The sequence below is a fragment of the Bowmanella pacifica genome (assembly GCF_014645355.1).
GTDB lineage: Bacteria > Pseudomonadota > Gammaproteobacteria > Enterobacterales > Alteromonadaceae > Bowmanella > Bowmanella pacifica.
This window is the reverse complement of sequence record NZ_BMLS01000002.1, coordinates 155,111-175,805: the sequence shown is the minus strand read 5'-3', so window position 1 is coordinate 175,805 and position 20,695 is coordinate 155,111. Positions and strand designations below refer to the sequence as shown.

Here is a 20,695-nt window from a genome sequence, read left to right as displayed (position 1 = left end):
TTTGATGTATCATGCAGGGCAAGATGGGATGGGAGCATATAATGCGACATCAAGACCTTAATTTACTGATGATTTTTGACGCCATCATGACGGAAGGCGCCATTACCCGGGCGGCTGACCGACTTGCCATGACTCAACCAGCGGTATCCAATGCCTTGTCCAGAATGCGCAGCGCCTGGAAAGATGAGTTGTTTGTTAAGGATGGACGCGGAATCCAGCCCACGGTGTTTGCTCAAAATCTGTGGAGTCAGATCCGAGATCCGCTTCGGCAACTGGAAGATGCGGTTGATCCCACCTCTTTCGATCCCGCTACCGCCAAGCGCAGCTTTCGTCTGGTGATCTCTGATGTGACGGTCAGCATGGTTTGGGCCTCGCTTCGTCGCTATATCGAGCAGCATGCACCCAATATCAATATTCACGCTATTCCCAATACCATAGTGAATAACGAGAAAGCCCTCAATGATGCTGAGGTGGACATGATTGCGGCAGGCCAGACCGTTGTGTCCAGCGTGATCCGCAGTGAGTACCTGTTTACCCCCCGTTATGTGTGTGCCATGCGCCCAGGCCATCCGTTGGCGGGCGAGGAGTTGAGTCTGGAGGACTTTATCCGGGCGGAGCACCTTTTGGTATCCATGTCGGGAGATACCACGGGAATCACCGATGTGGCGCTGCTGCAATTAGGTATGAAAAGACGGGTTGCCATGTCGGTTAATCATTTTTCCGCGGTGGCACCGCTACTCAAAGAGAGCAATCTGATTTGTGTGGTGCCGTCCATGGCGGTGGAGAAAGAAATCTTTAGTGGTGAGCTTGCGGTGTATGAAACACCTATAGAGTTACCGCCCACACAGTTAGGTATGTTGTGGCACAAGCGACAGGATGGCGATCAGGGATTGATGTGGTTACGTGGCGTCATAGGCGAGTTGTTGCGTAAGCGTGCCAACCAGCATTTTGCCGATCTGGCCCGTTGTTGTCGTAAGGGGTACTGTCCAGACGCCATGGCTAAGATGCTGGCAAACTGTGACAAGAGTAAACTGCTGGATACACATGGTGCCTAGGGACTGTTTTTGCCTTTGATGCGGAGATATTAGCCCCTTCTGGTCACGGGGCGTGCTGATAAGACTAATGGCGGCAGTTGGGCGATGACAGGGCTTGTTGTCTGATTGATGCCTGCCACTATTAGATGATGTTACATCCTATATTGGTTTCTATGCGCTTAATTTGGGTTTTCTGGTTGGTTTTCCTGTCGACGGCACAGGCGCTGGCTGATCAGTCCGCCGGTTATCAGGTCAAAGGTTTGCAGGCCTTCGACAACGAGCAGCAAACCAAGCTCAGGGCATGGTTATCTTATGCCGTCAGTGCTACGCAAAACACCCTGGGGCCCTATCCCTTTGATATGCAATTAGTGCTGCATCCCCGCAAAGCCTCTCAACCTGTGCCTTGGGCAAATACCTGGCGAGAGGGGCCGCAACGGGTGCACTTTTATGTGGACGCCCGTTTTCCTCAGCAACGCTTTATCGACGACTGGACGGCCTACCATGAGCTAAGTCATCTTGCTATTCCGTATCTTGGCAGCTGGAATAGCTGGTTTGCTGAGGGCTTTGCCAGTTTTATGCAATACCAGATTATGGCCGGGGTAAACCTGTTGGATATGAGTCCGGCTGAGGCTTATCAGGGCAAAATCGCGCCACAGGTTCGTTGGTACAACAGCGAATACAGTGCTGCCGCTGTGGCACGCAGGCTAATGAAAAATGGCCGTTATCCGGCCGCCTATTGGGGCAGTGCCTGGTTTTTTGTTGTCGCTGACCGTCAGTTACAGCAGGACTATGGTAAGTCCTTAACCCAGTTAGTGGCGCGTTATCAGCAATGTTGCCGTATGACGGACCATAATCTTGAGCAAGTGCTGAACTCCTGGGATGCCCTGCTGGAGAAGCCCCTATTCGTCCCGCTGTATCAAGAATTTGAAAACACGCCCGCCAAGCAGTTTTTCCAACAGTGGTTTATTGCTGAGGATAGCAGCGGTAACTGAGCATGCCTTTATGCTGTTGGCTAAGTTCGTTCATCTGGCTATCTAAGGCTTTGAGTAAAAAATCCAGATGTTCGGGTGGCTGCTGGCAAACCAAGACCGCCATGCTGGGCGAAACCTGGCTGAACTGGCTGTTCAGTTCATCAACCAGTTGAGCGTGCAGGCGGTCGAGAATGCTTTGGGCAATCTCCATGGGCGCTTCCGGTAGTAACAAGGCAAATTCATCGCCGTCGATTCTGGCTACCGTATCACTGCTGCGGACGCTACCTTGCAGTAATGTGGCAATACGCTGTAGCAGTTGATCGCCGGCAATATGGCCATGGCGTACATTGACTTGTTTGAAATTACCCAGTGCCAAAAATGCCAGGGTAAAGGGACGTTGATAACGACGACAGCGCTCTATTTCATATTCTGTTAATTCGGCGAATGCACGACGATTAGCGCAGTGGGTCAGCGGATCGCTGCGTGCTAATTGTCGTTCACGGCGCAGAGCTTCGGTTAGGGCGTCCTGCATTTGTTTTACCTCGCGCATTTCACGCACAGAACAGATGACCAGCTTGTGCTCTTCCAACTGCAGGGGGCTGAGCATGATATCAACAGGAAAGGTGTGACCATTAAGATGTTGACCGTACAAGGTCATCACCGAGCCCATCATGCGGCGTCTGGGGTAGTGCATGTATTCCTGTAAGTGCCTGGCATGTGCATGGCGGTATTCCTCGGGGATCAGTGCATGAATAGGCTCGTTAAGTAAGGATTCGTGCGGATAGCCGAACATATGTTCCAACTGGCGGTTGCACATAACAATTTTGCCTTGCCCATCGACTACTAGTGTTGCATCTGGCATGGCATTCAGCAGAGTACTAAGCGACAGGGTTGGATCCAACATGCTGACATCCCGGGGTTTTTAATCATGTTAATTCTGTTGCAGCGATCTTACCCTTGGGAGGTTGATGGTTTTTTGATCTGCATCTATTGGTGTTGCTCGCCAGGGGACATGGCATCTGTCCCCTGGTTATGAACTGGGATTGAACAAATTCTATGCTAGAAAGTTAGCCCAATCCCAAATGCGGTTAACGTTGCCGAACCGGATAAGGCTGACCGCTGACCCATTTGTGATATAGCCAGCCGCTTAAGGTGATTAACAATGCACCGGTGAGCACGGGAGCAAACAGGAAGGGCCAATCCTGGGCGGTAAGCATAACTACCAGTGGATTGGCGCCAGCTGGTGGGTGGGTGGTTTTGGTCAGTAGCATCAGGCTAATGGCCAGACCAACTGCCACGCTCAGGCTCAGGGGAGTAAGTCCCCAAGTGTGCAGTACAGCAAGACCTACCAAGGTCGTGAGTAAATGGCCGATGATGATATTTTTAGGCTGGGCAAGCGGACTGGCTGGCAGGCCGAATAAAATCACCATAGTGGCGCCAAAGGGGGCCATCAGCCATACCTCGTGTTGCCACTCATCCAAATGGGTGAGCAACAGGGTGCAAAGGGTTGCCCCAATACCGGCAAGCAGAGCGGGATGAGAGAACAATAAGCGAGCGTGTTTCAATGATTACCTCTGGGTAGACAGTTCTGTGTATATTTATGGTAGACAGGTCTGTGTATTTTTGTCAATTTAAAACTCGGGAACAAGAAAAGTACTATTGCGCTTGATTGGCTGACGACATTAAAACTTGCTTGAATAGGGGGAAAGGGGAAGAAGGCACTGTTTAGCAGTGCCGCATGTAAGATGGCTAAATCGGGTGGTAAAAACGGTTGGTGCGGGGCAGAAAATAATTGCCGTAGTTCAAGCTGAACAGCACATGATGGGCTCGGCCCCGAATTTCGTGACGAGGAACAAAACCTATAACTCTTGAATCGGCGCTGTTGTCGCGGTTATCACCCAGCGCCAGATAGGCTTCATCGGGAACCGTTACGGGAGGAAAGTTAGCCAGGGGTTGTGGGCCAGGTTTAATGCGCACGCTGTGCTGCACACCGGTTAAATTTTCAATTAAATCTTCGCCCTGGTCGGTGCTGTGCAGCGCCACGTAGTCTAGCGCCTGTCCGTTAATTAATAACCTGTTGTTGCGCATTTCAACGATATCGCCGGGAATGCCGACCACTCGTTTCACCAACTGGTTACCGGCTTTGGCTGATTCAAATACGATAATGTCGCCACGGGCTGGATCGGCCAGCCTTTTCAAGGATATCTGGCTAAACGGCAGGCGGACATCGTAAGCCAGTTTATTTACCAGAATACGGTCACCTTCAAGAATGGTGGGCTTCATGGAGCCGGTAGGGACATCATTCCAATCTGCCACGGCACTTCGGAATATCAGCATCAGGGCGATAAAGACGAGCAGCCCTTTGTTATCTTTTAGCAGCTTGCTAAGGGTTTTATGCATAAGAACTTCCAGTTGTGGTTGCGTCGTTAATTTGAAACATAAATGGGCGGGAAATTCCCCCTGTGGAACAAGTTAAGTGTAACAAAACGCAAACTTTGGCTTTAACCCGTGGCCACCACTTGTCCGCTGACAGGATCCCAGCGCGGGCAGTCCTGGCGACTAATATCAAACGGACCAACCCACCAACTGTTGGTTATCTGCAACTGTGACATACTTGGCAGACTGACCAGGTGTTGGGACCAATCAGGGCCTGAAGGCTGAATCTGAATAAGCCCTTCACTGGCCTGATGTTTAAGCAATGCCCAAAACATCAAATCTCCCAGATGGGGGAGGGGCTCCAGCACTAAGTTCAACTCGTGAAACAGCTGACCGGCTGTGCGAGCGCCTTTATCTTGTAAAACTTGTAGTACTAGCTGTAGTGTTAGTCCCGCGCCACAATCTGTCCAAGGCAGCTCTTGAAGTTGCCGCTTTAATGCCTTAGCCATAGGTTCAATTGCCGGTGTGCCTTGTTTTATGATGGCATTCAGTTCAGCCACCTCACCTTGCTGAAAGGCATGCCAGGTGCGTTTTGCATCTTGGTACTGAGCTGGGCTGACCTCAAAGCGTTGCTGTTTATACAAATAAATTAATTGCTCAGGGGAGAGCTGGCCTAAACCGCTGAAATGAGCAATGCCGGGGAAGTCCGAAATGCAGATAAGCTGCAAGCGCTCAGCCAGATTGGCAGCGGCCAAACGGGTCAGCACATAAGCCAGGATCAACTGGTCATAATTATCATGCTCAAACCATAACACCACATGCTCATATTGATGGGCGGTTGATAAGCGTTTATAAGCCAATTGTTGGCGCTGTTCTACATCGGCCAGAGGCATGTCATAGTGCTGGGAAATAAACTGGCTGCGGGCGGTTAGCCATTCAAGGCCTGGCAGATCCAGTACCGGCCCCTGGCAAAAGGGATCGGAAAATTCCAGGAAATCGCCAATAAAGCCCGCTTCTTGCAGGTTTCGTTGTATATCAAGACCACAGCGAATATGCAGAGTTTTTGGGGTATCTAAGGTCGTCATGGGATTGTACGATTAGCGCAGGCTTAGCTTACAGGGTAGGAAAGGGAATGGCGCATCTCAAGCATAAATCGTGATGGCGCGATTTTTTGCTGCAAAAGCCTGAATGCAGTTCTGTCATTCGGTATCAAACTGGCTATGATGATAATGCGGCGACTTGCTTGGTTGATAGAGGTTTGGGTGACCCGATATCTGGTTTATTTATGCATGGCCATCGCTGGTTTTCAGGTTTGGGCGGCGGGCCCGGCTCAGCGCGTCATTTATACCTACCATGCCGACCCGCCTTTCTACCTGCCTGAACAGCCCACGGATCTCAGTCGTGCTTGGGTAACGCGCTTCAACCAATTTCAGTCTGAAGTACACTTACAGGTCAAACACATTGCGCGAGCGCAGCTCAATGGGCTTATAGAGTCTGGCCAGTCTTATTTGGTTTTATGGGCCAACCCGCTGTTCTTCCAGAGCAAAGATCCTGCTTTGCTGGCGTCTGAGGCGATATTCTGGGATGCCGATATACTGGTCAGCCGGGTTGATAACCCTGTTGAGTACCATCACCCCACCGATTTGACTGGGCTCAGGCTTGGTGGGCGGCAGGGCTTTTATTACCGGGGAATAAATGAATTGGTGGCGCAAGAGAAGCTGACCCGCCAAGACGCTGTCGATGATTACCAGAATTATCAGCGCTTGTTAAATAAACAAATTGATGCGTTTATTATGCAGCGCTCAGCCTTTTGTTACTGGCAAGGCAATGGGTTGAACGCAGCTTTACTTTATGTGGCAGAGGAGCCCCATGATGCCTATTCTCGCCATGTGTTAGCCAGCGTCGATAATCAGGATGTATTGAGTGCGATCAATGCATTTATCCGTGCGGAAAAAGCGGATCCACAATGGCGTGCATTGTTGATGAAGTGGGGCGTCGAAGGGTTGATGAACCCATTTGAGCTGGAGCTGGAAGAGCTGCTGGAAGCGGATATAGATAAGCAGAATTAAAGGCCTCCGCGTACCACTGGCGGAGTTGAGCCTTGTAGCCGGGGCATTGGTCGCAATCGGCATGGCCTTGATTGGGGTATCTGGGTAATCTGCCTAGGAGGTTAGAATAACAATTAAAGGATTACCCCAAATGAAACGACTCCTTCTTCCCTTGGCCTGTTTATCCGTTGGCGCAGCGAGTGCGGCGGACTTGGACATGGCCAATAAGATTCGCAGTGAGGGTTTTTACAACTCTCATGTTATGCACACTCTAGAACACCTGACCGATAAAATCGGCTCCAGAATCACAAATTCTCCGCAGATGGATGAAGCAAACCGCTGGACCATGGAGCAGTTAAAAAGCTGGGGCCTGGAAAACGCCCATCTGGATCCTTTCGATTTTGGCCGCGGATGGTCCCATGACTCAGCCAGCATTCATTTGATCGCCCCCCGTGAAGAGTCTTTGCACGGTATTCCTGTCGCCTGGACCCCTGGTACACAGGGTAAAGTTGAAGGTGAGTTGATGATGCTGGACGCGGTGACCGAAGCGGAGTTACAGCAATATAAAGGCAAGCTTAAGGGTAAGATCCTGCTGATGGGCGATCCGCCGCCAATTGGTAAGCCTAAGACTATTATCTTTGCGCGCCATGACAGCAAAAAACTGGGTGAGCTGAAGGAGTTTGATCCCAGCCGTCCTGCCAGCCATGAAGGTTGGATGACGCCTGCCCGTAAAGACACCCGCTTGCAGAGCTATAACTTTAACAAGGCACTGGAAGCTTTCCTGGCCAAGGAAAAAGTGGCGGGGGTGATATACCGCTCCAGCCGCCAGGGTGGTCTGGTCAGGGTGTTTGGTAAGAGCCACAGGGTTGGAGACACTTTCCCTGTACCCGCTATTATCATTGAGCAGGAAGATTATAGCCTGCTGCAACGTATGTTAGATCGTAAAGAAACGCCCAAACTGGCCCTGGATATCAAAGCCAGATTCCACGATGAACATACGGATGCTTATAACACTATCGCTGAAATCCCTGGAACGGACAGCAACCCCGAAGTTGTGATGGTGGGGGGACACCTGGACTCCTGGCATGCCAGCGACGGCGCAGTGGATAACGGTGTTGGTGTGGCCGTTGCCATGGAAGCGGTACGTATTTTAAAAGCCCTGGATGTACAGCCTAAACGTACCATACGTATCGCCCTGTGGTCAGGGGAAGAGCAGGGATTGCATGGCTCTCGAGCCTATGTGGAAAAGCAGTTCGCCACCCGTCCTGAACCAAAAGATAAAGTCGAGCGGGCGTTGCCTCGTTATTTGTGGAAAAGTCCCGGTTGGCCGATTGAAACCAAACCGGCATACGACAAACTGTCGGTGTATTTCAATATGGACAACGGCAGTGGCCGTTTCCGCGGTATCTACACCGAAGGTAACGTAGCGGTTAAACCCTTGTTTACAGACTGGTTTGGTCCATACATGGACTTGAGTACCGGCGCGATTTCTAACCTGTCTACCGGCGGTACGGATCATGAATCTTTTGATGATGTGGGCCTGCCGGGCTTCCAGTTTATCCAGGATCCGCTGGATTACAGCACCAGGTTGCACCATACCCATATTGACTCCATTGATCATGTAATTGAGGACGACCTTAAACAGGCGTCGGTGATCATGGCCGGTTTTCTGTTTGAGGCAGCCATGGCCGAGGAGCGTATGCCACGCAAACCTATTCCTGCCGCGCCGTCCAAGCTGAAGCAAGAGCGCCAGAAGCTGGAAACCGAGAAAGAACGTCGCACTCGCGAGCGCGATGCACGTAAAGCCCTGGATACCAAAGCCTACGGTATCTAATTTAAACGCCCCGCCGTTATCGCGGCGGGGCGTTTCTTTATTGCCTTTATCTGTCATTGAGTGAACTTCTGGCCTTCGCTCACCTTCTTCTTGTCGGTTATTAATCTTTATTTTCGGGATATCTATCGGGCGCATCTGGTCGTTTCTTTTAAGATAGTTTATTCTCCGTTTGTCTGAATTGTTGTAATAAATAATTCTTTGTTGTAGCTTTGTTAATGAGAACACGCTGCATTACAGGAAAAGAACATCATGAGAATGCTTAAGCACAATAAAATTCTGGTGGCCGTGCAAGCGGCCTTGATTGCCGGTGCCCTACCAGCTCTGGCGCAAGAACAAAAGCAAGCTGAAGAAAAGCAGGCTGACGTCGAGGTCGTGGAAGTTAAAGGCTTCCGTGGTTCGGTACAGAAAAGTTTAAATATCAAACGCTTATCCAGCACCATTGTGGATGCCGTATCAGCCGAAGATATTGGCAAGTTCCCGGATCAAACCGTGGCAGATGCTATGTCGCGTATTACGGGCGTACAGGTTGAAAAAACCGACGGCGAAAGCGATAAAGTCAGCATTCGTGGTACTGCTCCGCATTTGAATCTGACCTTGTTGAATGGTCAGAATGTGGCCTCCGCCACCGCATCTACCTCGATTCTGACCCCGTCCCGAGGCTTTAACTACTCATTGCTGCCTGCCGAAGTGGTTGAAACCCTGGAAGTGCATAAATCTGCTCAGGCCAAGGTTGACGAAGGTTCTATTGGCGGTACGGTGATTGTTAAGACTCGTAAGCCCTTGTCTACGGACCGCAATTATCTGGTGTTGTCGGCGCGTGACGCTTATCAGGAGTCTAGTGGTGAACACAGCCCACTGCTGTCAGGTTTCTATTCCTGGAAAAACGATGACAGCAACTTTGGTTTAAACATCGGTGCGGTTTATAAAGACAACAGCATTCGTCGTGACCGTGAGACGACAGCCGGTTTTGTTGAAGCACAGATCGATGACAAAACCTTTCTGGCACCTTCTCAGATCCGAGCCTCTCGTTATGAGTCAGATAAGGACCTGAACACTTTTACCGCCACTTTTGAATATGCGGCAACCGATGATCTGAAACTGACCTTCAACAACTTGTTCTCCAGTGTGGATGTTAGCAATAAGCAAGTGGCCAACGGTGCCTACGTGGTTGGTAGCGTGAATGACATCACTAATGCTCAGATTGTCGGTGACACTATCGTATCCGGTCAGGTGCAACCTAATGATGCCGACGTAAACTGGGCCAAAGAAGTACTGTACAGTGCCGGTAGTCATGATGGCAGCTACGATACCCAAGTTCATGATCTGCACATTGAATACCGTGGCGACAACTTTACCTGGACCACACAGCTTGGTCATACCCGCGCTGAGGGGGATATTCAGGATGACCAGGTTGAGTTTCAATCCTCTGCCCTGGTGGGCTTTGATGTCAGCAACGGCCAGATGCATTACGATTTGCCTGATGATCTGACCCCCGCCGGTTATGGTGGTCTGTATACCCACAGAAACCTCATTAGCAACGCCCAAAAAGAAAGCTATATCCAGACCGATTTTAATTGGTTGCTGGACTCCGAATGGCTGCGCTCCGTGGACTTTGGTGTGAAGTACCGCGACCACAGCAAGACCTCGGGTTTGTACAAAGTGGTATGGCACCCGGACGATGTGGGCGCCATGACTCTGGCTGACTTTACCGACGGTGCGTTGGTAGATGACTTTATGGGTGAAGGTCGTGAGCAGTCTGACTTGTATCAGTTCCGCTACGACAATTGGGATCAGTGGACAGCCAATACCAAACCACTGCGTGAATACGACCATATGCAATATGGCTTTGATTTGACCGAGAAGACCACCAGTGCTTATGTGCAAGGTAACTTTGCTTTCGATAAGCTGAGCGGTAACCTGGGTGTGCGTTATGCTCGCACCGACCAGCGCAGCGAAGGGGTGGATTTCTGGATGAAGTACAGCTGGGATCCCGCATCCTGGACTTGGATCCCGGTTATTGTTGAACGTGATTATTCAGACTTTTTGCCCAGCTTAAACCTGAATTATCAGTTGGATGATGATGTGATCATTCGCTTTGCGGCGGCCAAGGTTATGTCCAGACCGGACTATGATTTGCTGACCAGCCGTCGTGGTTACCGTAAGAGTGCTTGGTCTAACCCGAAAAACCCGGGCTTCCAGGGCAACCCCTATCTGGATCCTTACCGTGCAACCCAGTATGACATCTCGGCCGAGTACTATTTCACCAAGTCGTCAATTTTGTCGGTGGCCTTGTTCTATAAGGACATCAGCACTTATATCGATGAACAGTACTTCCCGGTTATGTTGCCCGACGATGAGGGCAATGTGGATGAGTACAACCTGAAGACCCCGGTCAACAGCGATGGTGGGGTTAACCAGGGTATCGAAGTCAATATTCAACATGACTTTGACAACGGCTTTGGGGTACTGGCTAACTATACCTACGCCGATGCAGATATGGACGAAGAAGGTAAAGAGTTGCCTAATAACTCAGAGAATACCTACAACGCCACTGCCTACTATGAGAAAGGCGATATCTCTTTGCGCTTGTCATACAACTATCGCGGCAGCTATTACGCCGGTGTGATAGGTGATATGCGTTGGTATCAGAAGGGCTACGGTCAATTGGACGCTAATATCAGCTATAACCTGAATGACAACGTGACCTTGTTGCTGCAAGGTGTAAACCTGAGTGATTCCAAACAGGAAGCCGACTTGGGCGACGACAACCGCCCATACTTTATCAACCATTACGGCCGTCGTTTATTCGCCGGTGTACAGATGAAGTTCTGATAACCATTGTTGACTGGATAAAAGGCTGCCTTAGGGCAGCCTTTTTACTTTTTGCCCTGGAATGTAATTGATGGTGATAAATTGCCTCTTTGTCTTAAATGAGAATTATTTGCAAGTGTGTGGCGGTAAACTCCCAGTGTTTAAGGTACTGACATAAGTTCAGGCCCTTTGACGTAGTATGACGGTTATTGTTGGAGAATGTTCTTTGAGTAAATTAGCCCCCCTTGCCCTAACAGTGTTAACCAATCATCTGCTTACCCCGCATATGCGGCGGCTGACGCTACAAGCTGAATCTATCGCGCCCCTGGAACAGGTATCGGCAGGGAGTTATTTAAAGCTGTTGTTTAATGCCCAAGGAGGCACAGATCTTAGTCGGTTGACCGAGGAACAGCGTCCTGCCATGCGGACTTACAGCATTCGCGCCATAGATAGGTCGCAGCAAACCTTGACCCTGGACGTGGTGATGCATGGGCAAGGACAGGAAACCGGACCGGGCTCAGATTGGGCAAGCAAGGCTGTGACGGGAGAGCAGATTTATATGGTGGGGCCGGGCCATCTGGCCAACAGCGCAGCGATGGAAGAGGGCGCCGACTGGTACTTTTTTGTGGGTGATGCCACCGCACTACCCGCTATTTCCACCTATCTGGAGACACTACCAGCTGATACCCAAGGTTATGCTGTGATACAGGTAAAGACTCAGACCGACCAACAAACATTGTTAAAACCCGAAGGTGTCAGGCTTCACTGGGTTGTCGAGGCTGAAGGTCAGAGCTTGCTTACTGAGGTGTCCCGACTGGATTGGCTGGACGGACGCGTTGCTGCGTGGGTAGCCTGCGAATTTGATGCCATGCGCCAGTTACGACAGTATTTTCGCAACGAGCGTGCGGTACCTCATCAAGATATCTATATCAGCAGCTATTGGCGACAGGGAAAGCCTGAAGATAAACATGTTATTGACAAGCGCATCGATGCACAGACCTATACGGCCAAATTGGCCACTGACATAAATAGGTAAGTTATTGTTCTGCTGATATTATATCTTGCATCATGGATTGGTGAGGCGGTCGGATAACCCGTATTCCAACAGGGTGTGATTATCCGTGTACTGCCTCTTAGCCTGTGCGATGACAGTGCATATAAGAGGAGCTGGCCATGACTATCATTTTAGATAAGTGAAGCGACAATCTAACGGAATTTCCGCTATGGGTTTGATTCTTCGCAAATATTCTTACTTTTAACGCATTTATACTGGCTGGGATGGATCTGATTTTCAGAATCTTTCGTATTGTCCGGTTAATAGAATGGCGTAGTCGTATTGTCTGCCCCCGTTTTGAGGTTCTGTCATGTACTGGAATAAAACGTCCCACCCGTTGTTTTTCATTATCTTCAGTTTGTTAGTGGCGGAAACGCTGCTGCTAGCGTTTTGGTATGACACTTGGGAGGTAGCACTACTGATCGGCCTGCCACTGGCGGCCATGCCCATGGCGGCGATGAAATGGAACGGCAACTCGGCCATGACCCCCCATGTGGTGGCGATTGCGCTAATGTTATTTACCGCGCTGCATATTCATCAAAGTAACGGCTTACTGGAATTCCATTTTGAAGTGTTTGCTTTTATGGCGTTCTTGTTGGTGTATCGCAACTGGAAGGTGCTGGTTACCGCGGTGCTAGTAGTGGCGATTCATCACGTAAGCTTTTTTGCCATGCAAACCAATGGCATGCCGCTGATGGTGCTGGAAGAAACTCACGCTACCTGGGGACTGCTGTTCTTACATGCGGTGTTTGCTGTGACTGAAGCTATTATTCTTGGCCTGGTTGCTGAGCAAAGCCGTAAGGAAGGCATGGCGGGAATGCATTTACGAGACGGTATCGAACACATGCTGGCAGAGGCTGAGAAAATTCGTCTGAAGCAGGCGATTGCCCATTGTCAGACTCACAATTTAGGCGCATTTGGCGGTTTTCTACAGACCCTGAATGACCAGATGAGCAAGGTGACAGACGAAACCCGTCATCTGGAAACCCAGTCGGATACCCTGGCGAATCTGACACAGGAGCTACATGCCTCTGCCGACACCCAAAAGTCCACGGCCAGAGATGCGTCTGAAACTGCAGAGGCGCTGGCGGGGGATATGCAGAGTCTGAGCGACAGCGTGCAGAGCTTAAGTACCTTGATTGATACGGTGGTGGAAAAAAACACCGATGTCAATTTTGCCTTAAAAACCTCTTCCAGCCGTGCTGAGAACCTGGTTTCGCAGTTTCAGCAAAGTCGTGGTCAAATTTCGGAATTACAACAAGTAGGCGACCGTATTGTCGATGTACTGAATTCCATTCAGGGCATCGCCGATCAGACTAACTTGCTGGCGTTAAACGCCGCCATTGAGGCGGCTCGGGCTGGGGAGCAGGGGCGAGGTTTTGCTGTGGTGGCTGACGAGGTGCGGGCGTTGGCGGGTAAAACCAAAGATGCGACCTTAGTGATAGCCCAGCAAACGTCGGAATTGCGCCAGGTGGTAGGTTCTACTGTGGATGCTTTTGCTCAATCGGAGCAACAGGTTTCGCAAATGAGCGCCGACATTATCAAGAGCACCCAGCTTATTGCCGAGGTGGATAGCGCCATGGGAGATGTGCAGGAGGTGAAATCCAAGGTGGAATATAGTGCCGAGCATGGTGCGAAGTTCGCGGCCAATGTCTCCGAGATGGCCGCACGCCAACAAGAGGCCATCAGCGCCGAGCTGCAGGCCATTGAGGAGGCATCAGAGATTGCCAGTCAGGTTGCACAGTCTGCAGATGTATTGTTTAACCAGGTTCGGGTGTTTGATACCCAGTGAAACGTGCATGGGTGTGGGGCATCGTCATCAGCCTGTGGCTGGTTTACATGATAGTGGCGTTCATTTGGATGGGCGAACGCCACCTGCGTTGGTTTGACCCCCAATACAAGCTGGCCGGACAAAGTGCTGCCTTACAAGGCTATATTGCCAACTTACCCGGCAACAGTGTGATTGAATTTGTTGAACCGGGCTGCTACTGCAATCCCTTCTCCAGTGACCATCGAGAAACGCTGCGCTCGGACTTCCGCCATCAGGGCAAGGTGGTGCAGGTTATCAAGCCAGGCGACGCAGAGCGGGCATGGTTACCCTCAACCCCAGCGGTGTTAGTGCTGGGGGAGAATAAGCAAATTGTTTACTTGGGGCCATATAGCGCTGGACTGTATTGCAGTGCAAACAACAGTTTTGTGGTGGCGGCGGTGAATAACTACCAGCGCGCTAATCTGACAACTGGCATTCTGGATGATGCCAAGGGCTGCTATTGTCACCTTTAGTGACCGGTTTGGCGTAACGCCATTTCTGCGCCTGAACAAGGCATCTAGCCTATGACAAAACAATCATTGCCCTGATATCTGAGCTGGGCCATCATGCCTGTTTTACAATACGGGATTGTTTGCTGGTGGGGTTGCCACACACTGATGTACCCGAACGTTTGGGTGTAAGCCTGGCGATTCTGGCTGCCTTTGGGTTTTCCTTTAAGGCTATCTTTGTCAAGCTGGCGTATGCCAGTGCCGAGGTGGATGCTGTTACGCTGCTAACCTTACGCATGCTGTTCGCTTTTCCCATTTTCTTCATTATTGGCTTTTCTGCACTGCGCGGAGGCCCCAGGCTAAGCCGTAAAGATTGGTTGTTGTTAGTTTTGCTTGGGCTGGCGGGCTACTACGGTGCATCCATACTGGATTTTATGGGCCTGGCTTATATCACGGCCGGCCTGGAGCGTTTAATTCTCTTTACCTATCCGACCCTGACTATTCTGCTGGGGGTATTGTTTCTCGGTAAGCGTTTTGACCGGCGCCTGATGTTTGCGCTGCTATTATGCTCTATGGGGATTACCCTGGCTTGTGTTACGGATTTTGGCTTTTCCGACGATGAAGCGAGGGTGATCACAGGCGTGCTACTGATCTTCGGTTCGGCATTGGCTTATGCCTTCTATAGCGCTTTTTCTGAGGTGTCGATTAAGCGGCTTGGTTCCATGCGATTTTCGGTATTGGCCATGCTGGTGTCTATTTTTGCCGTACAGATGCATTTCCTGCTGGTTAATCCGCTGACGCATTTAATTCAGCCCACGCCGGTGTATTTATATTGTGCTGCGATGGCAGTATTTTCCACTGTGCTACCGGTGTTCTTTCAATCTGCTGCGGTGCGTCGTATTGGTGCGCCCCGCACTGTGCTTATTGGTACTTTGGGGCCGGTATTAACCCTGTTTTTCAGTTGGTTAATCCTCGCGGAGCCGCTCACCCTGATGCAATTGGCTGGTACAGTGTTGGTGATTGCCGGTGTGATGGTGGTCAATCCGCCCAAACGTGGTTAGTTTGTGTCGGCGCGGATTCGTGGCCTTATTGCGCGTCCATATTCTGCATGATCCTTTGGGTCAGGGTTTCTTCCAACCAGCGACTTAAGGGATCTTCGCCACCTAACGCCACCGCGCGGCGGCAGGCGTAAAATGAGGCATGCTGGCGGCTCATACCATGATTTAAGGGATGCAGTGTCGCCAAGTGCTCCTGACTGAGCAGTGTCATAGGCAGGTAGCCCCAGCCAAGGTTATCCAGCACGCCATCGCGCACTAATTCAAAGCTGCTCAGGGCGATGCGGTTTTCTCCGATGCCGGGCAAATGAAAGCACTCCTGATTGGCACTGTTTAAATAGGTGACTTGCGGGTACATATCCAGGTCTTGATTTGCCACACGTTTGAGTTGACTCAAAGGGTGGCTTTTCGCGGCCATCATGGTCATATCTATCTGACCGGTGACCCGCATCACCAAATCGCTGACGTTCAGATTATGGTTACTGTCCATGGTGAAATAAGCCACATCTATTTCGCCGTCTCTGACCAGTTGAATAAGGTGCTCGGGACTGGAATACATCATCTTAACGTTTACAAAGGGCTGGCGGGCGGTAATTTCTTTTAGCAGGGTGCGCCAAAAGCGCTCAGGCAGCACATCGTCGCGTCCCAGGCGTAAGGTTTGCCCCATAGAGTCAGGCCCTTCATAGGCCTGACGTTTTAAGATGTTGTAAGAGGACACAATACGCTGACATTGATCGAGAATAAGGGTGCCGGTCGCGCTCAGACTCAGGCGGTTACCCTGTCGCTCAAAAAGTTGGGCATTTAGCTCATCTTCCATGGCCGCAATGGCCATACTGATGGTGGTGCGATTTACCTGCAGACTGCGAGCCGCCATTGAAATGGAAGAATGCTTGGCGACTTCAAGAAAGTATCCGATGCTGTCAATTTTCACTCGCTGGTACCCTTGTCTATGGTTTAGTGGCCAAGGCGCATAAGTAACACCGAGCCGATCAGCAGTGCCAAACCAAGGCAACTGACAAGATTCAGTTTATGACCAAATACCAGGCGGGTAGCAATGGCGGTGCCAGCAATGGACAGCGCGCCCCAGATGGCATAGGCCATAAACAAATTGATACCCTGAACGGCTAAGGCCAGTAAGGCAAAGGCCCCCATGATAAAGACAATGGACAAGATACCCCAGCCTTTATGGGCAAAGCCCTGGGATTTTTCCAACGCCAGGTTCGCGATAATATCCAGCCCAACCGAGCCCAGTACATAAAACAAATGGATACTCATGCCTGCTGCTCCGACAAATGGTGACCATAATGAAGTACCCCAATACCGGCCAGTGCCAGGACAATGGCGCCCATTTGCAGCGCGCTGATATGTTCACCCAGAAAATACAGCGAGCCCAGCGCAATAAGTACCATACCCAGCCCTTCCCAGAACGCATTGGCCAGTGCCACCGGAATAATGCTGGTAGCCTGGCTTAACAGCAGGTAGGCCAGCCCCACCATGCCAGCGGCTAACAGCATGCCATAAAAGTGCTGGTTTGCTTCAACCAGCAGTTTCATGCCGATGGTGCCAATCACTTCACCGACTACCGCCAAAATAAGAAATAACCAATGCATCTGTGCTCCTTTGCATTATGTTGTCTGACAGGCATTTAAACGCAAAAGCGCCGGGACCCTGAAACCACTGAGCGTCAATTATTTTGGCTGTTGTGCAGAGGAAGCCTTGTTTATTGTGGCTGTGATTTGTGAGCGCCTTGGTCGCGCGCTCTATACGCCGATATGCTGTCCGCCAGAAACTGGGCTTGTTTCAGCAGGAATTCTGCTTATACACTGGGTACTTACTATTGCCTGATAGGGGCTGGTCATTGCGTTATTTTGCCAAGGGACCTAACGGGCATACATCTGACTCAATATGGAGTGTGTTATGCGTATTGTTACCTTGGGGCTGTTGTTCGGCTTACTGGTCGGTTGCTCACAGCCGCCTAAACCCACTGAAGAGACACAAAGTGAATCTACCGCCCAGCAAGCGCTGCGGTTTAACGTGCTATTAAATGGCAATGTGGTGGGGCACTTGTATGCCAATCACCAGGGCAATGACATCAGTATCGACTTCGACTTCAAAAGCAATGGTCGGGGGCCTGCCTACAAAGAGCAGATAAGCCTCAATGACCAGGGCATTCCACAGAGCTGGCAAATCAGCGGCAACACCACCTTCGGTAATCCGGTAGAGGAGCAAATGCAGATCCATGCCGGGCAAGCCACCTGGCGGGACGCTACCGGACCGGGAGAAGCCAGAGTTGAGAGCAGCGCCCTCTATGTGCCGCAAAACAGCAGCCCTTATCAAGCCTACATTATGGCAAGGGCCTTGATGAACACCGAAGGTAAAAGCATGGCGGCGCTGCCGGCCGGTACCATGCGCCTAACTGCATTGGAAACCTTAACCTTGGATAACGACAAGGGGCCGGTGACACTCAATACCTTTGCCCTAAGCGGCGCGCAGTTGGATCCCGACTATTTGATCCTGGACGATAAAAAACAGTTTTTTGCCTATATTACACCGCGCCTGATTGTGATCCGCGAAGGTTTTGAAGCCGATGAAGCCAAGCTGCGCCAATTATCGGCCAAGTATTCCACCGAACGTTTTGAGGCTATTCAATCTGAATTTGCCCATCAATACCAAGGGGCGGTGCGGATCCGAAATGTGCGGATTTTTGAACCTCAAACCTTAAGCCTGAGTGCGCCGGTATCTGTGCTGGTTGAGGGCGAAAAAATTGCAGCCATTGAGCCATTAACGGTGGCCACCCAGGCCGGTGAAACCGAAATTGACGGTGCAGGCGGCACCTTAGTGGCAGGACTGTATGAGATGCACAGCCATACCGGTGACGACGATGCGCTGATGAATGTGCTGGCCGGCGTCACCACAGTGCGAGATATGGGCAATGCCCTGGAAGTACTGGATGAACTGAAAGGCAAAATCGACAGGGGTGTACTGGCGGGCCCGCGTATTACCCGCTACGGCATGATTGAAGGCAAAAGCCCGTCCAATAACAACAACGGTATTTTGGTAGCCAGCCAGGAGCAAGCTATTGAAGCGGTACATACCTATGCCAAGCACGGTTTTGAAGGGGTAAAACTCTACAACAGTATGAAAGGCGAGTGGGCCCCGGCGATTGCCGAGGAAGCCAAACGCCTGAATATGAGGGTAACAGGTCATGTGCCAGCGTTCTCTAACGCCAATGCCATGATCCGCGCCGGCTTTGATGAAATGACCCATATCAATCAGGTGATGCTGGGGTGGGTATTAAAGCCGGATGAAGACACCCGTACCTTATTGCGGCTGACTGCCCTGGACCGCTTGCCAGCATTGGATTTGACCAGCCCGGCGGTACAGGAAACCCTGGATTTGATGGTAGAGCATAATGTTACCATCGACCCCACCCTGGCTATTCACGAATATCTTTTGTTGTCGCGTAATGGCGAGACCCGGGCCGGGGTGAGAGATTATATCGAACATATGCCGCCAGGTGTGCAGCGTAGCGCCAAGGTGTCACTGGCAAAAATTGCCAGCCCGGAGCAGGACCAAGCGTACCGCGGTGCCTACGAGCAAATCCTGACGGTACTAAAAATGATGAAAGAGCGGGGCATCAAACTGTTGCCTGGTACCGACCTGGGCGGTGCATTTAACCTGCATCGGGAGCTGGAGCTTTATGAGCAGCTGGGCTTTAGCCCGGCCGAGCTGTTAAAGCTTGGCAGTTATGATATGGCCAATTACCTCGGCCACAGTGACCGCGGCAGTATTGAGCCGGGTAAACTAGCCGACTTCTTTTTAGTGCCAGGTAATCCGACTGAAAATATCAATGCCATTAAAACCATCAGCCTGGTGTCTCGCGGCGGCGTATTCTATTACCCCAGTGAGGTGTATCCGAGCTTTGGTATTAAACCCTTTACCGATATTCCCAAGGTGCAAGGGCCAGCCAACTTGTAATTCAGAGGGATAAACAGGCTCGCGATGCCGTTTATATATCGCCAGCCTGTTTTCTATCAGTTCAGTCGCATTTTCCTTAGTTGGCTGTCTCTTTTGTCAGGATATCGATCATGGCTTTGGCTACCCCGGCCGATGACAGGTAGTTTTGCCCGGTGATAATTCGCCCATCGATTTCAATATGTGGGGTATTGCGCGGGCTATACAGGAAGGTGCCACCGCGCTCTTCAATGGTTTTAGTAATAAGAAACGGGAATTCCTGGAAGTAAGGCCTGTCCTGATGCTCATACTCGTCAGGATAACCGCTGATACGTCGCCCCTTAACCAGGTATTCACCGTTTTTCAATCTAAGGTGGGCTATACCGGCGGTGCCGTGGCAAACCGCAGAGATAATGCCGCCATGCTGTTCATAGATAGTCATGCTGATTTTTTGCAGTTGTGGATGGTCAGCTACCCCATACATGGCGTTGGTGCCGCCCACGTAATGGACGGCCCGGTAGTCTTGTGCCACCACTTGCTCAGGTTTCAGCGTATGGCCAATGGCATACATAAAGTCGCTGTTATACAGGTACTTTTTGTGCATGGGTTCTGAGGTATTGATGTACGCCAGTGGTAACGCGCCACCTTCTGGACTGACAAAGTCTATGCTGAAGCCTGCTTTGGCAAATTCGTCGTAAGCATTGACGATTTCCGAGAAGCTAACGCCGGTAGGCAGCTTGGAATCCCCATGAAAGTGTGCGCTGGAGAGAATAAACAGAATGCGTTTGCCATTATGTGGGCTGGCTTCGCCCACCGCGCTTTTGCTTAAGATCTGCCACATCCCATCGAGCTTTTTCAGTAAAAACATATCGATATAGCGCTGCTGCCTGGCTGGCATCAGGATTTCGGCTTTTACTGTGGCCAGGTTGCCTGCCCTGTCTATATGCAGAATACGGCCAAGACGCCCGTTGAACTTGCCCTGATTAGCCTCCTTGTACCAATTGATATAGTCAGTGGCCGGTACTTCCCAAAAGGGCGTATCCGGCTTTTCCAGATACAAGCGGGCCTGGCTATGAAAGGCTTGTTTTAGTCTGGCTTTATCGCTGTAAGCACTGCCGTGGAAATAATCTTGGATGGCGGTTTCTATGGCCGCATGTTCTGTTGCTGCGGTTAACTCTGTGTCTGACCGGGCTGCTGCAACCTGTGTATAGGTGAACAAAATCAGCCAGGTGACAAGTGCGAGTAATCGATGTTTCAAAATAGTACCCTCCGTTAAAGTGGCTGGCCACGTTAACGAAA

General features: G+C 50.8%; 18 protein-coding genes. 10 read left to right on the top strand and 8 right to left on the bottom strand.

Annotated features, from left to right (window positions below; translation table 11 throughout):
* Positions 1-41: 41 nt before the first annotated feature.
* Together IEX02_RS06855 and IEX02_RS20345 are read left to right on the top strand one after the other, a co-directional pair.
* Positions 42-1,055 (top strand): LysR family transcriptional regulator, encoded by a 1,014-nt coding sequence (locus IEX02_RS06855; protein ID WP_188692250.1) that lies wholly within the window; start codon positions 42-44, stop codon positions 1,053-1,055.
* A gap of 152 nt (positions 1,056-1,207) precedes the next feature.
* The gene (locus IEX02_RS20345) at positions 1,208-2,026 is read left to right on the top strand and encodes a hypothetical protein (protein ID WP_229702129.1); all 819 of its coding nucleotides are present in this window, start codon (positions 1,208-1,210) and stop codon (positions 2,024-2,026) included.
* Here IEX02_RS20345 and IEX02_RS06845 read toward each other — a convergent pair.
* From IEX02_RS06845 to IEX02_RS06830, 4 genes are all read right to left on the bottom strand, one after another.
* Complete coding sequence (locus tag IEX02_RS06845) at positions 1,998-2,909, bottom strand: sensor domain-containing diguanylate cyclase (protein ID WP_188692247.1); 912 nt, start codon at positions 2,907-2,909, stop codon at positions 1,998-2,000. The two genes, IEX02_RS20345 and IEX02_RS06845, sit on opposite strands and share 29 nt — an antisense overlap.
* Positions 2,910-3,093: 184 nt before the next feature.
* Positions 3,094-3,570, bottom strand: coding sequence for an HPP family protein (locus IEX02_RS06840; protein ID WP_229702128.1), 477 nt, complete (start codon positions 3,568-3,570; stop codon positions 3,094-3,096).
* A gap of 184 nt (positions 3,571-3,754) precedes the next feature.
* Complete coding sequence (gene lepB, locus IEX02_RS06835) at positions 3,755-4,405, bottom strand: signal peptidase I (protein WP_188692233.1); 651 nt, start codon at positions 4,403-4,405, stop codon at positions 3,755-3,757.
* A gap of 101 nt (positions 4,406-4,506) precedes the next feature.
* Positions 4,507-5,466 (bottom strand): DUF1835 domain-containing protein, encoded by a 960-nt coding sequence (locus IEX02_RS06830; protein WP_188692230.1) that lies wholly within the window; start codon positions 5,464-5,466, stop codon positions 4,507-4,509.
* A 177-nt stretch (positions 5,467-5,643) separates the two neighbouring features.
* Between IEX02_RS06830 and IEX02_RS06825 the strand changes: the two genes are divergently transcribed.
* The 7 genes from IEX02_RS06825 (at position 5,644) to IEX02_RS06795 (ending at position 15,448) form a co-directional block, all read left to right on the top strand.
* Positions 5,644-6,450 (top strand): substrate-binding periplasmic protein, encoded by an 807-nt coding sequence (locus IEX02_RS06825; RefSeq protein ID WP_188692224.1) that lies wholly within the window; start codon positions 5,644-5,646, stop codon positions 6,448-6,450.
* Between the two features lie 130 nt (positions 6,451-6,580).
* Positions 6,581-8,263, top strand: a complete 1,683-nt coding sequence (locus IEX02_RS06820) for a M20/M25/M40 family metallo-hydrolase (protein WP_188692222.1) — start codon at positions 6,581-6,583, stop codon at positions 8,261-8,263.
* 249 nt (positions 8,264-8,512) lie between these two features.
* A complete protein-coding gene (locus IEX02_RS06815) occupies positions 8,513-11,095 on the top strand; it encodes a TonB-dependent receptor (protein ID WP_188692220.1) in 2,583 nt (860 codons plus the stop codon).
* 205 nt (positions 11,096-11,300) lie between these two features.
* Complete coding sequence (locus IEX02_RS06810; protein WP_188692217.1) at positions 11,301-12,110, top strand: siderophore-interacting protein; 810 nt, start codon at positions 11,301-11,303, stop codon at positions 12,108-12,110.
* A 328-nt stretch (positions 12,111-12,438) separates the two neighbouring features.
* Entirely contained in the window at positions 12,439-13,920 is a 1,482-nt protein-coding gene (locus IEX02_RS06805; RefSeq protein WP_229702127.1) for a methyl-accepting chemotaxis protein, read from the top strand.
* Positions 13,917-14,411, top strand: a complete 495-nt coding sequence (locus tag IEX02_RS06800) for a DUF6436 domain-containing protein (protein ID WP_188692215.1) — start codon at positions 13,917-13,919, stop codon at positions 14,409-14,411. The genes IEX02_RS06805 and IEX02_RS06800 overlap by 4 nt, the downstream gene beginning before the upstream one ends.
* A 125-nt stretch (positions 14,412-14,536) precedes the next feature.
* On the top strand, positions 14,537-15,448 hold the full coding sequence (locus IEX02_RS06795; RefSeq protein WP_229702126.1) for a DMT family transporter: 912 nt from the start codon (positions 14,537-14,539) through the stop codon (positions 15,446-15,448).
* A gap of 25 nt (positions 15,449-15,473) precedes the next feature.
* Here IEX02_RS06795 and IEX02_RS06790 read toward each other — a convergent pair whose 3' ends face one another.
* The 3 genes from IEX02_RS06790 to IEX02_RS06780 are packed head-to-tail and all read right to left on the bottom strand — an operon-like array spanning position 15,474 to position 17,052.
* Complete coding sequence (locus tag IEX02_RS06790) at positions 15,474-16,373, bottom strand: LysR family transcriptional regulator (protein WP_188692212.1); 900 nt, start codon at positions 16,371-16,373, stop codon at positions 15,474-15,476.
* A 23-nt stretch (positions 16,374-16,396) separates the two neighbouring features.
* Positions 16,397-16,717: an SMR family transporter gene (locus tag IEX02_RS06785; protein WP_188692210.1), complete on the bottom strand. Its 321-nt coding sequence runs from the start codon at positions 16,715-16,717 to the stop codon at positions 16,397-16,399.
* A complete protein-coding gene (locus tag IEX02_RS06780) occupies positions 16,714-17,052 on the bottom strand; it encodes a DMT family transporter (RefSeq protein WP_188692207.1) in 339 nt (112 codons plus the stop codon). The genes IEX02_RS06785 and IEX02_RS06780 overlap by 4 nt, the downstream gene beginning before the upstream one ends.
* Before the next feature lie 307 nt (positions 17,053-17,359).
* Here IEX02_RS06780 and IEX02_RS06775 point away from each other — a divergent pair, with 307 nt between their 5' ends.
* Positions 17,360-19,420: an amidohydrolase family protein gene (locus IEX02_RS06775; RefSeq protein WP_188692204.1), complete on the top strand. Its 2,061-nt coding sequence runs from the start codon at positions 17,360-17,362 to the stop codon at positions 19,418-19,420.
* Between the two features lie 76 nt (positions 19,421-19,496).
* Here IEX02_RS06775 and IEX02_RS06770 read toward each other — a convergent pair whose 3' ends face one another.
* Positions 19,497-20,654, bottom strand: a complete 1,158-nt coding sequence (locus IEX02_RS06770) for a nuclear transport factor 2 family protein (protein WP_229702125.1) — start codon at positions 20,652-20,654, stop codon at positions 19,497-19,499.
* Positions 20,655-20,695: the final 41 nt, after the last annotated feature.

What these genes read in the sequence shown, in the direction of transcription:
- IEX02_RS06775 (WP_188692204.1), top strand. Translation starts at nt 17,360, where the DNA reads ATGCGTATTGTTACCTTGGGGCTGTTGTTCGGCTTACTGGTCGGTTGC.
- IEX02_RS06785 (WP_188692210.1), bottom strand. Translation starts at nt 16,717, where the DNA reads ATGAGTATCCATTTGTTTTATGTACTGGGCTCGGTTGGGCTGGATATT.
- IEX02_RS06830 (WP_188692230.1), bottom strand. Translation starts at nt 5,466, where the DNA reads ATGACGACCTTAGATACCCCAAAAACTCTGCATATTCGCTGTGGTCTT.
- IEX02_RS06845 (WP_188692247.1), bottom strand. Translation starts at nt 2,909, where the DNA reads ATGTTGGATCCAACCCTGTCGCTTAGTACTCTGCTGAATGCCATGCCA.
- IEX02_RS06820 (WP_188692222.1), top strand. Translation starts at nt 6,581, where the DNA reads ATGAAACGACTCCTTCTTCCCTTGGCCTGTTTATCCGTTGGCGCAGCG.
- IEX02_RS06805 (WP_229702127.1), top strand. Translation starts at nt 12,439, where the DNA reads ATGTACTGGAATAAAACGTCCCACCCGTTGTTTTTCATTATCTTCAGT.
- lepB (WP_188692233.1), bottom strand. Translation starts at nt 4,405, where the DNA reads ATGCATAAAACCCTTAGCAAGCTGCTAAAAGATAACAAAGGGCTGCTC.
- IEX02_RS06815 (WP_188692220.1), top strand. Translation starts at nt 8,513, where the DNA reads ATGAGAATGCTTAAGCACAATAAAATTCTGGTGGCCGTGCAAGCGGCC.
- IEX02_RS06855 (WP_188692250.1), top strand. Translation starts at nt 42, where the DNA reads ATGCGACATCAAGACCTTAATTTACTGATGATTTTTGACGCCATCATG.
- IEX02_RS06780 (WP_188692207.1), bottom strand. Translation starts at nt 17,052, where the DNA reads ATGCATTGGTTATTTCTTATTTTGGCGGTAGTCGGTGAAGTGATTGGC.
- IEX02_RS20345 (WP_229702129.1), top strand. Translation starts at nt 1,208, where the DNA reads ATGCGCTTAATTTGGGTTTTCTGGTTGGTTTTCCTGTCGACGGCACAG.